This is a genomic window from Janthinobacterium sp. CG_23.3 (assembly GCF_046115965.1).
Lineage (GTDB): Bacteria > Pseudomonadota > Gammaproteobacteria > Burkholderiales > Burkholderiaceae_D > Janthinobacterium.
On the sequence record NZ_JBJXIB010000057.1, the window covers coordinates 24,012 to 36,108 of the forward strand.

Genomic DNA, 12,097 nt, shown 5'->3' on the forward strand with positions numbered 1-12,097 from the left:
CCATGCTGACCTTTTACAACGAAGCGCACGGCCATCACCGCGGCCGCTTTGAAATCTTCCGCGGCGAAATGGTGCCCTGCTTTGAAAAGCCGGAGCGCGCCGACGCCGTGGTGGCCGAGCTGGCGCGGCGCAACCTCGGGCGCATCGTCACGCCGCAGGGCGTGCCGCTGATGTCGCTGGAACGCATTCACACGCCGCGCTACCTGCATTTCCTGCGCCACGCCTGGGCCGACTGGCTGGCGCTCGACCCGGCCAACGCCGGCAAGAACGCCTTCCCGTCGGTGTGGCCGGTGCGCACGCTGCGCGACGACGTCGAGCCGGACAATTTCTGCGCCAAGCTCGGCCTGTATTCGATGGACAACGGCACCCCGCTGACGGCCGGCACCTGGATCGCCGCCAAGACCGGCGCCGACTGCGCCGTCAACGCCGCCCACGCGCTGCGCCTGGGCGAGCGCTCGACCTTCGCGCTGACGCGTCCGCCCGGCCACCACGCCGGCGCCGACTTCTTCGGCGGCTACTGCTTCCTGAACAACGCCGCGCTGGCGGCCCAGCACCTGCTCGACGACGGCGCGCGGCGCGTCGCCGTCCTGGATCTCGACTACCACCACGGCAACGGCACGCAAAGCATCTTCTACCAGCGCGACGACGTGCAGTTCATCTCGATCCACGCCGACCCGCGCAGCGAATACCCGTTCTACCTCGGCCACGCCGACGAAACCGGCGCCGGCCCCGGCCTGGGTTACAACATGAACCTGCCGTTGCCGGCCGGCAGCTCGGCGCAAGCCTGGTTCGCGGCTTTGGAGACGGCCTGCATGCGCCTGGGCAGTTACGGCCCGGACGCGCTGGTGGTCTCGCTCGGCGTCGACACCTTCGCCGGCGACCCGCTGTCGCAGTTCGCGCTGCAAAGCGCCGACTTCCTGCGCATCGGCGAGCGCCTGTCCTACCTCGGCCTGCCGACCGCCTTCGTGTTCGAGGGCGGCTACGCGGTCAAGGAGATCGGCGTCAACGTCGTCAACGTGCTGGAAGGCTTTGAAACCGGCGGCTGAGCGGACCCCGCCGGCGCGCCGACGCACTTGCTGATGTAAAAAAATTGTGAAATCGCTTGCTACTGAATAGCGCGCGATCTATAGTCTGTTCATGGACGCCACGGCAACAAGGTGGCCCGGCTAAGGAGTTCCGTTTTACCGCTTCACGCTTTAAGTAGCTAGCGATATAGTAGTTAGCTATATACTTACAAACACATTGCAAACAACCACCTACGAATAGGAAAATACCATGTCGATCGAACAAGTAGCATACCGCGCACAAGCCAAGGCAAGCGGTGGCCGCGAAGGCAGCGCCGTCTCCGACGATGGCGTGCTGAACGTCAAGCTGACGACGCCGAAAGAGCTGGGCGGCAACGGCGCGGTCGGCACCAACCCGGAACAACTGTTTGCGGCCGGCTACTCCGCCTGCTTCATCGGCGCGATCAAATTCGTCGGCGGCCGCGACAAGATCGCCGTACCGGCGGACGTGTCGATTGAAGGCGTGGTCGGCATCGGCGCGATCCCTGACGGTTTCGGCATCGAAGTCGAACTGAAAATCTCGCTGCCGGGCATGGAACGCGCCGCCGCCGAAGCCCTGGTCGCCGCCGCCCACATCGTTTGCCCGTACTCGAACGCGACCCGCGGCAACGTCGACGTCACCCTGACGCTGGTGTAAGCACTCGCTAGCAACACCCCGCGGGGCCGGCGTCGCGCCAACGACGCCGGCCCCGTCAACTGCTATAGTTATTTTTAAGGAGCACTCGTTCAATACGAACGGGCGCCGCAGCTTGTGCGCCTATCTTCATCATTGAAGGAATGGAAAAGCTTGGCCGTCGAAAAAGTCTTGTTGTTGCATGGTCCGGTCATCTCTTACGGCAGCTTTCCCATCAGCGCCGTCATCGGCGCCGATGGCCGCGAGGCGCCGATGGCGACCTATAATTGCGAGCGCAATATCCTGACGCTGGCCTTGGTCTTCCGCGCGCACGGTTTCAAAATCGCCTACAGCGGATGGAGCGACGACGACGAGTGGCTCGAGGCCAACGGCGACCTGTTCGACTACCTGGCTACCTCGGACCAGAACGTGCCGCACAAGGACAGTACCTTCTTCGGCGAAGTCATCCTGAACAACAAGGAGATATTACGCCTCGCTGCAGGGCTTGCGGCTAATCCGCGCCAAGCTGGGCGACGACGCCATGGTCTTCCGGCCGCGCAGCGACGTCGCCGTCAGTCCCGACCACGCCATCACCGAACTCAACCGCCTGGTGCGCCATTCGCGCGACATCCTGATCGAACACTGCGCCATGCAGAAAATGTTCAGCATGCCCGACTTCATCATGATGGGCGTGGTCGGGCGCATCGTCTGCATGAGCAGGGACATCTCCGACTCGATGGTGTGGCGCGGCCTGCCGCGTTATCTGGAACACGTCACCGGCACGTTCGCCAAGCAATTTTTCTTCGACGGCGTCCTGACGCGCAACCCCAACATCAAGGCCGACGAGCTGGCCGCGCTGATGATCTCGCCCGGCATGTCGGGCCGCGAAGAGCGCACGCCCGCGCACGGAACGCTAGTCCCGGGGCACCAGGCGGGCAAACTGCTGCGCCATGAAGTAATCGAGGTCTTTCCGGATGCCCAGGCCATACATGCCGGCGCGGTCGTGGCCGACGTTGTAGCAACCCAGGCGGGCGCCCGCCAGCATCCGGCTGTACGCCGGCGCCACGTAGTATTCGGCATGCCGCGCGCCAGGTAGCCCAGCGCGTCCGGCAGCGCCGTGTCGAACACGAAGGCGTCGTCGATGGCGTGGCGGGCCAGCGCGGCCCCGATCTGGGCGTGCAAATCGTCCGCCTTGATGTTCAAGGCCAGCGGCCGCGCCGCGCCATGGCGCGCGCACAGCGCCAGGAAGGCGTCCAGCGCCATTTCCCCGCCGCCGGGCATATCGTGTGAAATCACCACCCCGCCTTGGGCATCGCGCAAATCGGTTTCAATGCCGAAGCCGTGCTCAAGCGCTCGCTCGAAGGCGCCACAGCGGTTCTTTTCAGATCTGTCAATGCAATAGCCTCTATGCGCCACTAATTACTTGAGTACTTCCTCTATCGCAACACGAAGCCGCCCGTGCTTTAGAATGGCCGCTGGATACACGACGGGAGGCGCGCATGAGCGATTGGCAATGGCAGTGGCAGGCATTTGAGGAACTGAGCGGCGCGGACCTGTACCAGGCGCTGGCGCTGCGGCAAAACGTCTTCGTACTGGAACAGCAATGCCTGTATCCGGACCTGGACCAGCTCGACCAGCAAGCCTGGCACCTGCTGGGCTGGCAACAGCGGGACGGCCGACGCCAGCTGGCCGCCTACCTGCGCTGCCTGGCGCCGGGCGCGAAGTACCCCGAGATGTCGATCGGCCGCGTGCTGACGGCCGCGGCGGCGCGCGGCACCGGCAGCGGCCGGCAACTGATGCAACAGGGCATCGCCTGCGCCGTGCGCCAATTCCCCGGCCACGCCATCCGCATCGGCGCCCAGCACCACCTGGAGGGCTTCTACCGGGGCTTCGGCTTCGCCACCATCAGCGCGCCGTACGACGAAGACGGCATCGCCCACATCGACATGCTGCGCCCGGCGTCGCCGACCTGAATGGCGTTACGCTAGCGCGTCGTAGGTCGGATGAGCGCAACGCCTCATCCGACCATGTTGGCCGCAGCGAAACGCGCTGCTTTAGGCGCGGTCCCGCGCCGAGTCTTCGCCTGTTCTGCCAGCAAGCGGCAGCGCCGGCCTCGCCCTTGCCGGAGCGGGTTTAGTTCGCCACCGCCGTCACTTCGACGTCGAAAATCAATCCGGCGTTCGGCGGAATCGATCCCCGCCCGCCCGCGCCATAGCCGTCCGCGGCGGTCAGGACCAAGGTGCGCTTGCCGCCCACCTTCATGCCGGCGACGCCCTTGTCCCAACCCGAGATGACCTGGCCGGCGCCGAGCTTGAATTGGAAACCGCTGCCGGCGTCGAATTTGCTGCCGTGCAGATCGCTCGCCTTGGCGTTGTACAACCAGCCGGTGTAGTTGACCGTGACCGTGGTAGCCGCCGTCGCCACCGCCCCGGTGCCGACCACGGTATCGGTGAAGGCGGTCGCCGCCGGCTGGGTGTTTGGATCGATGGCCGGCGCATCGCCGCCGCCGCCGCCGCAGGCGGTCAGCGCAAACGCTCAGGCAAATGAGGCGATAAGTCGAAGTGCGGATTTCATGTGTCCCCTAGTCATAGTCGGCCGCCGGTCGCGAAGGTGCGCCGGCAAGCGCATGAGTGTAGCAGGGGAAACGTTGGCAAAATGTAAGCAGAAGTAAGCGCGGGGCGCGAATACAACACTGGCCCCGCTCCCCCGTGGGGGCGGCGGCCAGTCGCGCCCGGGACGCTTAGATCTCGACCTGGGTGCCCAGCTCGATCACCCGGTTGGTCGGGATCTGGTAATAGTCGGCGGCGCCGCGGGCGTTGCGCGACATCGTCACGAACAGATGCTCGCGCCACGGCGCCATGCCCTGGCCGGGCGTCGAAATGACGGTCTGGCGGGCGATGAAGAACGAGGTTTCCATCATGTCGAACAGCAGATCGTGCGCCGCGCACAGCGCCATCGCCCGCGGAATGTCCGGCTCGTCCTTGAAGCCGTAGTGCACACTGACCTGGTAGCAGTGGTGCCCCAGGTCGGTGACGCGCACCTGCTCGGCCGGCGGCACCCACGGTTCCTCCAGCATGAACACCGTCAGGAACACCACGCGCTCGTGCAGCACCTTGTTATGCGACAGGTTGTGCAGCAACGCGTGCGGCACGCCGTCGCTTTCGCCGCGCAGGAAAATCGCCGTGCCCGGCACCCGCAGCGGCGGCGCGATGAACAGCGAGGACAGGAAGTCCTCGAGCGGGATCGCGTGCTTTTGCAAGTTCTGGAACACCAGTTGGCGGCCGCGGTTCCAGGTCAGCATGACGATGAACAGGATCGAACCGAGTAGCAACGGGAACCAGCCGCCGTGGAACAGCTTGAGCGCGCTGGCCGAAAAGAACATCACGTCGATCGCCAGGAAAAAGCCGGTCGCGGCCCAGCACAGCAGCAAATTCATCTTCCAGCGGTAGCGGATCACGAAGAAGGTCAGGATCGTCGTCGCCAGCATGGTCGCGGTGACGGCGATGCCGTAGGCCGCCGCCAGGTTCTCGGACGAGCCGAAACCGACCACCGCCAGCAACACCACCGCCAGTTGCAGCCAGTTGATGGCGGGAATGTAGATTTGCCCGATCTGGCTTTCCGAGGTGTGCAACACGCGCATGCGCGGCAAAAAGCCCAAGGCAATGGCTTGCTTGCTCATCGAGAAGGTGCCGGAAATGGTGGCCTGCGAGGCGATCACGGTGGCCATCGTCGACAGCACCACCAGCGGGTAGATACTCCATGCGCCCAGTTGCTTGTAGAAGGGATTGGAAATCGCCTCGGGGTGGGCCAGCAGCAGACCGCCCTGCCCCAGGTAGTTCAGCGCCAGCGCCGGAAAGGCGATCAGGAACCAGGCCATGCGGATCGGCTTCTTGCCGAAATGGCCCATGTCGGCGTACAGCGCCTCGGCGCCGGTCAAGGACAGCACCACCGCGCCCAGCGCGACGAAGGCGATAAAGCGGTTCTCAAGCATGAAGCTGATGGCGTGCCAAGGGTTGAGCGCGGCCAGGATTTGCGGCTGGTCGACAATGTTGACGATGCCCATGCCGGCCAGCGCGCCAAACCACAGCAGCATGATGGGGGCGAAGAAACGGCCGATGCCGGCGGTGCCGTGCGACTGCACCGAATACAGCCCCACCAGCACGATGATGGTCAGCGGCACCACATAGCTTTTTAGCGCCGGCGTGGCCACCTCCAGGCCTTCGATGGCCGACAGCACCGAAATGGCCGGGGTGATCACGCTGTCGCCGTAAAACAGCGTGGCGCCGAAGACGCCGGTCAGCATCAGCGGGAAATGCCAGCGCGACGACTTGCTCACGGACGACAGCGCCAGTGCCATCAGCGCCATGATGCCGCCCTCGCCGCGGTTGTCGGCGCGCAGCACCAGGGTGACGTACTTGAGCGAGACGATGACGCTGAGACCCCAGAAAATCAAGGAGACGATGCCCAGCAGGTTGTTCGGATTCAACGCCAAGCCATGCTCGGGGGCGAAAACGGTCTTCAGGGTATACAGAGGACTGGTGCCGATATCGCCGTAGACGATACCGACAGCGGCCAGCGTCAGGGCGACGAGGCCGCTTTTTTTATGTTGCGTCAAGGTTTCACCCGAGTTTGTTTTGTTGCAATGCACAATAGGATAGGCATTGGTAAATAGCAAGCGTATTTTGACATGGTCTAAAATGCTTGGGGCCGGTTCGATGAATGCCATTCTACCCCGACCCGGGGGTTGGGACGCGCCGTTGTTGTCCGGTAGGCATGTAAGCCGGCGCCGCCCTTAGTTGTGGGCAACAAAACCGCCATGCCGAGACCCAAGCCCGGGGTTGGTTGGGCCGGGCCGGGCTCCGGCAGGGTCCGTCTAATTCAGCGATAATGATCCTCCACCCGCTCTGTTACGGTCGTTTTTATGAATCCAGGCATGTTGTACGCCGCCCTCGCGTTTTTGAGCTGGGGCTTGTTTCCGCTGTATTTCCATGCCTTGAGCGAGGTGCCGCCGCTGGAGATGTTGGCACACCGTATGTTGTGGTCGCTGTTGTTCCTGTGCGCCGTGTTGACGGTGCGCCGGCAATGGGGCTGGGTGCGCCCGCTGGCGCGCCAGCCGCGGGTGGTCGGCGGCTTCGTCGCCAGCGCCTTCTTGTTGTCGGGGAACTGGTTCATTTATATCTGGGCCGTCAACAACGGCCATGTCATCGACGCCAGCCTGGGTTATTTCATCACGCCGCTGCTCAATGTGATGCTGGGCTTTTTGCTGTTGCACGAGCGCCCGCGCCGCCCGCAGTGGCTGGCCATCGGGCTGGCCGCCTGCGGCGTGGCCTGGCTGGCCTGGCAGACCGGGCAAATGCCGTGGATCGCGCTGGCGCTGGCGGCCACCTTCGGCGCCTATGGCTTGCTGCGCAAGACCGCCAAGCTGGGCCCGCTCGAAGGCTTGTCGTTCGAAACGCTGATTTTGTTCCCGCTGGCGCTGGCCTATGTGCTCTGGCTCAGCTGGCAAGGCCAGAATACCTTCGCCACCAGCGCCTCCGACACCACCCGCTGGCTGCTGGTGGCGTCCGGCCCCATCACCGCGATTCCGCTGCTGATGTTCGCCGCCGGCGCGCGCCGGCTGCCGCTGTCGGCGCTGGGCCTGCTGCAATATATTTCGCCGACGATGCAGTTGCTGCTGGGCGTGTGGCTGTTCCGCGAGTCCTTCACGCCGGAGCGCATGACCGGCTTCGTGGCGATCTGGGCCGCGCTGGCGCTGTACGCCGCCGAGGGCCTGTGGAACGTTCGCCGCGCCGCCCCCGCCGCCTGAGCCAGGAGTCTGAGGCGCAGTGGAACGCCACCGTGAAAGCACTGGACCGTTTGCGTGTAAACTGCGCGGCAATACTGTTCACTCGGAAAAAAAATCCATGCTTATCAATTGCGTCGCCTATCAGGACGGCAAAAAATTATCCGATATCCCGGTCGTGGACATCAGTGAATTCATCATTTTGCCCAATACCTTTGTGTGGGTCGCTTTAAGAGGTGCGGAACCAGCTGAGCTGGCCGAGATGCAGCACGAGTTTGGATTACATGAGCTGGCTGTCGAAGATGCGCGCTCGGGACATCAACGCCCCAAGATTGAAGAGTACGGTGACTCATTGTTTGTGGTTATCCACTCTGTCGAGCTGATCGATGGTGAACTGCATATCGGGGAGGTCGATGTGTTCGTCGGCGACACCTATTTGCTGTCAAATCGTACTCACTACCAGCGAGGCTTTGCGGAAGTGCGCGCCCGTTGCGAACGCGAGACACAACATCTGAGTCAGGGTCCCGCCTTCATCCTTTACGCCCTGATGGACGCCATCGTCGACAGGTACTTTCCCGTGGTCGATGCGCTGGAAGCCGAACTATGGAAAATCGAGGAACAAATATTCAAATCGCCAGCGCATCGTTACACCCTGGAGCAGTTGTACCAGTTGAAGCGTAAGGTTGTGCTGTTCAAACACGCCGTTGCGCCACTGATGGAAGCTGTCGGGAAACTCGACGGTGGGCGCGTGCCGCATATCGTGGCGAACACAACCGAATATTTCCGGGACGTTCACGACCACCTCCACCGCATCAACACGGCGATTGACTCCATCCGCGATACGATCAGCACGGCTATACAGGTCAACCTGTCGATGATCAGCCTGGACGACAGCAACGTCAACAAGCGCCTCGCGGCGTGGGCAGCTATCTTCGCCGTAGCCACAGGCCTGGTCGGGGTTTGGGGTATGAACTTCGAAAACATACCCGAACTGAAGTGGAAATATGGTTACCCCTTAGCGCTTTCAATCGTCTTTTCAACCTGCGGATACCTGTATTATCGTTTCAAAAAATCCGGCTGGTTGTAAACGAAACCCTGTATCAATACCGGAAGCCGATGCCGACAGCGTGAGCGATGTACACATACCCTCCTGCCCGCCCTTAACCCGGTTTTTCGTGCCGCCGCGCCTCAAGCCGCAGTCCGGGCGGACAAAGCCGGCCGCGGTCCCACGCTTTGCTGCGGATGAACTAGCTGGATCAAGGCGTTTATCGTATCCTGTCCGTCTTTGTTTATCATCCGAGAAACCCCAATGGCAAATTACGTCTATACCATGAACAAGGTGGGCAAAATTGTCCCGCCTAAGCGCCAGATCCTCAAAGATATTTCGCTGTCCTTTTTCCCGGGCGCCAAGATCGGCGTGCTGGGCCTGAACGGCTCCGGCAAGTCGACCTTGCTCAAAATTATGGCGGGCATCGACACCGACATCCAGGGCGAAGCCGTGCCGATGCCGGGCCTGAACATCGGCTACCTGCCGCAGGAACCGGTGCTCGATCCCGAGCAGACCGTGCGCCAGGTGGTCGAGTCCGGCCTGGGCGAAGTGTTCGAGGCGCAAGCCAAGCTGGAGGCGGTCTACGCCGCCTACGCCGAGGAAGACGCCGATTTCGACGCGCTGGCCAATGAGCAGGCCCGTCTGGAGGCGATCATTTCGACCTCCGACGGCGGCAACCTGAACCTGCAACTGGAAATGGCCGCCGACGCGCTGCGCCTGCCGCCGTGGGACGCCAAGATCGGCGTGTTGTCGGGCGGCGAAAAGCGCCGCGTCGCGCTGTGCCGCCTGTTGCTGTCGAAGCCGGACATGCTGCTGCTCGACGAGCCGACCAACCATTTGGACGCGGAATCGGTCGACTGGCTGGAGCAGTTCCTGCTGCGCTTCCCTGGCACCGTGGTGGGTATCACCCATGACCGCTACTTCCTCGACAACGCCGCCGAGTGGATTTTGGAGCTAGACCGCGGCCACGGTATTCCGTGGAAGGGCAATTACAGCTCGTGGCTGGAGCAAAAGGGCAACCGCCTGAAGCAGGAAGAGGCGACCGAGTCCTCGCGCCAGAAAACCATCGCCAAGGAATTGGAATGGGTGCGCCAGAATCCGAAGGGCCGCCAGGCCAAGAGCAAGGCCCGTCTGGCCCGCTTCAACGAGTTGTCCGAGCACGAATACCAGAAGCGCAACGAAACCCAGGAGATTTTCATCCCCGTGGCCGAGCGCCTGGGCAACGAAGTCATCGAGTTCAAGAACGTCTCGAAGGCCTTTGGCGACCGCCTGCTGATCGACAATCTGTCGTTCACGGTGCCGGCCGGCGCCATCGTCGGTATCATCGGCCCGAACGGCGCCGGTAAATCGACGCTGTTCAAGATGATCACCGGCAAGGAACAGCCGGACAGCGGCGACGTCGTGGTCGGCCAGACCGCGCGCGTGTCGATCGTCGACCAGAACCGCGATTCCCTGTCCGACGCCAAGACCGTCTTCGAGGACGTCTGCGGCGGCGCCGACATGCTCACCGTCGGCCGCTTCGAAATGCCGTCGCGCGCCTACCTGGGCCGCTTCAATTTCAAGGGCGGCGACCAGCAAAAGATCGTCGGCAACCTGTCGGGCGGCGAACGCGGCCGTCTGCACCTGGCGAAAACGTTGCTGATGGGCGGCAACGTGCTGCTGCTCGATGAACCGTCCAACGATCTGGACGTGGAAACCCTGCGCGCGCTCGAAGACGCCCTGCTGGAATTCGCCGGCAGCGTGATGGTCATTTCACATGACCGTTGGTTCCTCGACCGCATCGCCACCCACATCCTGGCCTTCGAAAGCGATTCGCAAGTGACCTTCTTCGACGGCAACTATCAGGAATACGAAGCCGACAAGAAGAAGCGTTTGGGTGAAGAAGGCGCCAAGCCGAAACGCATCCGCTACAAGCCGCTGACGGTCTAGTAGTTAGCCCGGAAAACAAAACAGCTCCCCAAGGGAGCTGCGAACGCAAAAAAAACCGGGGCGCCGAGCCGGGGCCGGACCCCAAGGGTCCGACCCCGGCCCTTGCCTTGGGTTTTTAGAAGTTATACTTCGCGCCAAACGACACGCCCGTCGACTTGTGGCCATACGCGGCGCTCTTGCCGAAGCGCTCCACCTCAGCCGTCAACGACACGTTTTTGTTAATCGCGTACTGCGCGCCAACGGAAGCGTACAGACCGGTTTTGTTGTCGCCGTCCGCCACGCCGGCGGCCGCGCCGGTGCCGTGGATGCTGTCGCTGTTGCGCGCCACGCCCAATTTACCAAACACGCCAACCTGCTCGTTTACCGGCATGGTCGCCTTGCCCGCCACGTAATAGCCATGCGACTTGGAGTCGATGTGGCCGTTCACGCCGTTGCGCACAAAGTTGTAGTCTTTGCTGCCGAAGTCGGCGTAACCGCCTTCGACGCCCCAGGTTTTATCAAATTCGTAGCCGGCGAACAATTTACCAGCCGCCTTGACGCCACTGTCGTCGCTGCCGCTGGACGTGTTGGGCACGTCGAATTTGTAACGGCTGGCGGTCACGCCGGCGCCGACGTAGGCACCCTCGGCGTGGGCGATCGAGACGCTCGACAGAGCAGCCGCAGAAGCAATCATTGCAATAAAGATCTTTTTCATCGTGCTTTCTCTTTCAAAAAATTTCAGGAGGGGCCTGCTTGGGTTCGCTTTGTTTGGAAGGCGATGTGTGCAAGATAGCACCTGAAAAAATGCAAGTCCGTCCACATTGCGTAAGAAATGTGAGCAAATGTAAGCGCTTAAAGCGCGCTGAAAAGTTCTTTTTGCCGACGATAGCGGAAGACAATGGCAGAAATACCGCACGGATAAACGGCGTTAGACGATATTGCGGAATGTGAGATTGACGCGCGGTCCGCAGGCGGCGCGCTGCTTGTTGATGCCGTGGCGCCAGTTCGCCTGGGTCGCGCCGGCCATCAGCAACAGGCTGGCGTCGCCCAGCGCCAGTTTCAGCGTCCGCGGCAGGCGCTTGTGTTTCAAGATGAAGATGCGCGGCGCGCCAAAGCTGAGCGAGGCGATCGCCGGCTGCGCGCCCAACTCGCTTTCGTCGTCGCTATGCAAGCCCATGCTGTCGTGCTGGTCGCGGTAGTAGTTGAGCAGCACGCTGTTGAAGCGGCGCCCGCTGACCCGCTCGACCTCGCGTTTCAGCAGCAATTGCAGCGGGGTGAACGGCTGCGGCTCCAGCGTCACGCCGGAATAGCGGTAGCGCGCCTCGCCGTGCCAGGCCGTCAGGCGCGGCTGCGCGTGGCGCTTGCCCCACAGCGTCAGGTATTCGGTGCGCCAGTCGGTTTGCGCGATCAGTTGCGCCAGCATGTCGCCGGGCGGCAGGTCCAGTCTGTGCAGGAAAAACAATTCGCCGTCGTCGATGGGAATCGGCGTCAGCGTATCGCTTGCGGAAAATAAATCCATGGCGCTCTACATCGCGGTAACGGTGGTGGCAACGGTATCATAGCGGCGCGCCGTGCAACGTAAAAAAACCGTGACTGTTCAGCCGCTATGCGGCAAGCGGGATAGGATTACCGTTGAAGGCCCGGAGCAGAACCTCAAGCATGCCATGGCCTTGCTTGCGTAG

11 protein-coding genes are annotated in these 12,097 nt (G+C 62.5%); 7 read left to right on the forward strand and 4 right to left on the reverse strand.

From position 1 onward, the window contains the following. The first annotated feature begins 2 nt into the window (after positions 1 to 2). The 4 genes from ACFDR9_RS14755 to ACFDR9_RS14770 all read left to right on the forward strand — a co-directional run bounded on the left by ACFDR9_RS14755 (position 3) and on the right by ACFDR9_RS14770 (position 3,650). Positions 3 to 1,046 (forward strand): histone deacetylase family protein, encoded by a 1,044-nt coding sequence (locus ACFDR9_RS14755; RefSeq protein ID WP_409031458.1) that lies wholly within the window; start codon positions 3 to 5, stop codon positions 1,044 to 1,046. Between the two features lie 229 nt (positions 1,047 to 1,275). Further along, positions 1,276 to 1,701 (forward strand): organic hydroperoxide resistance protein, encoded by a 426-nt coding sequence (locus ACFDR9_RS14760; protein ID WP_017878061.1) that lies wholly within the window; start codon positions 1,276 to 1,278, stop codon positions 1,699 to 1,701. 481 nt (positions 1,702 to 2,182) lie between these two features. Continuing rightward, positions 2,183 to 2,773 (forward strand): hypothetical protein, encoded by a 591-nt coding sequence (locus ACFDR9_RS14765; protein WP_409031459.1) that lies wholly within the window; start codon positions 2,183 to 2,185, stop codon positions 2,771 to 2,773. Between the two features lie 403 nt (positions 2,774 to 3,176). Continuing rightward, positions 3,177 to 3,650 (forward strand): GNAT family N-acetyltransferase, encoded by a 474-nt coding sequence (locus tag ACFDR9_RS14770; protein ID WP_409031460.1) that lies wholly within the window; start codon positions 3,177 to 3,179, stop codon positions 3,648 to 3,650. Positions 3,651 to 3,810: 160 nt separating this feature from the next. On the opposite strand, the gene ACFDR9_RS14775 is transcribed toward ACFDR9_RS14770, so the two are convergent. Next, complete coding sequence (locus ACFDR9_RS14775) at positions 3,811 to 4,119, reverse strand: FKBP-type peptidyl-prolyl cis-trans isomerase (RefSeq protein WP_409031461.1); 309 nt, start codon at positions 4,117 to 4,119, stop codon at positions 3,811 to 3,813. Positions 4,120 to 4,417: 298 nt separating this feature from the next. After that, entirely contained in the window at positions 4,418 to 6,292 is a 1,875-nt protein-coding gene (locus ACFDR9_RS14780; protein WP_026133180.1) for a potassium transporter Kup, read from the reverse strand. Positions 6,293 to 6,598: 306 nt separating this feature from the next. Between ACFDR9_RS14780 and rarD the strand changes: the two genes are divergently transcribed. The 3 genes from rarD (at position 6,599) to ettA (ending at position 10,436) form a co-directional block, all read left to right on the forward strand. Continuing rightward, positions 6,599 to 7,483, forward strand: a complete 885-nt coding sequence (rarD, locus tag ACFDR9_RS14785; protein ID WP_026133181.1) for an EamA family transporter RarD — start codon at positions 6,599 to 6,601, stop codon at positions 7,481 to 7,483. 97 nt (positions 7,484 to 7,580) lie between these two features. After that, positions 7,581 to 8,546: a magnesium and cobalt transport protein CorA gene (locus tag ACFDR9_RS14790; protein ID WP_017878069.1), complete on the forward strand. Its 966-nt coding sequence runs from the start codon at positions 7,581 to 7,583 to the stop codon at positions 8,544 to 8,546. A gap of 222 nt (positions 8,547 to 8,768) precedes the next feature. Beyond that, positions 8,769 to 10,436 (forward strand): energy-dependent translational throttle protein EttA, encoded by a 1,668-nt coding sequence (gene ettA / locus ACFDR9_RS14795; protein WP_017878070.1) that lies wholly within the window; start codon positions 8,769 to 8,771, stop codon positions 10,434 to 10,436. Positions 10,437 to 10,551: 115 nt separating this feature from the next. On the opposite strand, the gene ACFDR9_RS14800 is transcribed toward ettA, so the two are convergent. Both ACFDR9_RS14800 and ACFDR9_RS14805 read right to left on the reverse strand, forming a co-directional pair. After that, positions 10,552 to 11,109, reverse strand: a complete 558-nt coding sequence (locus ACFDR9_RS14800; protein WP_409031462.1) for an outer membrane beta-barrel protein — start codon at positions 11,107 to 11,109, stop codon at positions 10,552 to 10,554. Between the two features lie 234 nt (positions 11,110 to 11,343). Beyond that, positions 11,344 to 11,934 carry an alpha-ketoglutarate-dependent dioxygenase AlkB gene (locus tag ACFDR9_RS14805; protein ID WP_017878072.1) on the reverse strand — a complete coding sequence of 197 codons (591 nt, stop codon included), beginning with the start codon at positions 11,932 to 11,934 and terminating at the stop codon, positions 11,344 to 11,346. Between the last annotated feature and the right edge of the window lie 163 nt (positions 11,935 to 12,097).

What these genes read in the sequence shown, in the direction of transcription:
- ACFDR9_RS14755 (WP_409031458.1), top strand. Translation starts at nt 3, where the DNA reads ATGCTGACCTTTTACAACGAAGCGCACGGCCATCACCGCGGCCGCTTT.
- ACFDR9_RS14760 (WP_017878061.1), top strand. Translation starts at nt 1,276, where the DNA reads ATGTCGATCGAACAAGTAGCATACCGCGCACAAGCCAAGGCAAGCGGT.
- ACFDR9_RS14770 (WP_409031460.1), top strand. Translation starts at nt 3,177, where the DNA reads ATGAGCGATTGGCAATGGCAGTGGCAGGCATTTGAGGAACTGAGCGGC.
- rarD (WP_026133181.1), top strand. Translation starts at nt 6,599, where the DNA reads ATGAATCCAGGCATGTTGTACGCCGCCCTCGCGTTTTTGAGCTGGGGC.
- ACFDR9_RS14790 (WP_017878069.1), top strand. Translation starts at nt 7,581, where the DNA reads ATGCTTATCAATTGCGTCGCCTATCAGGACGGCAAAAAATTATCCGAT.
- ettA (WP_017878070.1), top strand. Translation starts at nt 8,769, where the DNA reads ATGGCAAATTACGTCTATACCATGAACAAGGTGGGCAAAATTGTCCCG.
- ACFDR9_RS14800 (WP_409031462.1), bottom strand. Translation starts at nt 11,109, where the DNA reads ATGATTGCTTCTGCGGCTGCTCTGTCGAGCGTCTCGATCGCCCACGCC.
- ACFDR9_RS14805 (WP_017878072.1), bottom strand. Translation starts at nt 11,934, where the DNA reads ATGGATTTATTTTCCGCAAGCGATACGCTGACGCCGATTCCCATCGAC.